The sequence below is a fragment of the Variovorax sp. 10L426 genome, assembly GCF_056395305.1.
This window is the reverse complement of the sequence record NZ_JBFTJF010000049.1, coordinates 1-959: the sequence shown is the minus strand read 5'-3', so window position 1 is coordinate 959 and position 959 is coordinate 1. Positions and strand designations below refer to the sequence as shown.

1 protein-coding gene is annotated in these 959 nt (G+C 63.4%); it reads right to left on the bottom strand.

All coding sequences use genetic code 11. The features are described from left to right. Nucleotides 1-959, bottom strand: a 959-nt coding sequence (gene tuf, locus AC1DHL_RS29630; RefSeq protein ID WP_478164314.1) for an elongation factor Tu, incomplete at both ends; no start/stop codon positions are given.

Below are 959 nucleotides of genomic sequence, written 5' to 3'. Positions count from 1 at the left end.
GGCATGACCATCTCCTTGTCCTTGGGCAACTCGATCGCCCCAGTCACGTCCGTCGTGCGGAAGTAGAACTGCGGACGGTAGTTGTTGAAGAACGGCGTGTGACGGCCGCCCTCGTCCTTCGACAGAACGTACACCTCGGCGGTGAAGTGCGTGTGCGGCTTGATCGAGCCGGGCTTGCACAGCACTTGGCCGCGCTCGACTTCTTCGCGCTTCGTGCCGCGCAGCAGCACGCCCACGTTGTCGCCAGCCTGACCCTGGTCCAGCAGCTTGCGGAACATTTCCACGCCGGTGCAGGTGGTCTTTTGCGTCGGGCGAATGCCCACGATTTCGATTTCTTCGCCGACCTTGATGACGCCGCGCTCCACAGCGCCGGTCACCACCGTGCCGCGACCCGAGATCGAGAACACGTCTTCCACGGGCATCAGGAAGGTACCGTCCACCGCGCGCTCAGGCGTAGGGATGTAGCTGTCCAGCGCCTCGGCCAGCTTCATGATCGAGCCTTCGCCGAGTTCGCCCTTGTCGCCTTCCAGGGCGAGCTTGGCCGAGCCATGGATGATGGGGGTGGCGTCRCCAGGGAATTCGTACTTGTCCAGGAGTTCGCGRACTTCCATTTCGACCAGCTCGAGCAGCTCCTTGTCGTCCACCATGTCGCACTTGTTCAGGTAGACGATGATGTAGCCCACACCCACCTGGCGGGCCAGCAGGATGTGCTCGCGGGTCTGGGGCATCGGGCCGTCAGCAGCCGAGCACACCAGGATGGCACCGTCCATCTGGGCAGCGCCGGTGATCATGTTCTTCACATAGTCAGCGTGACCCGGGCAGTCCACGTGCGCATAGTGACGGTTGGCCGTCTCGTACTCGACGTGCGCGGTGTTGATCGTGATGCCGCGCGCCTTTTCTTCCGGCGCCGCGTCGATCTGGTCGTAGGCCTTCGCTTCGCCGCCGAACTTCGCCGACAG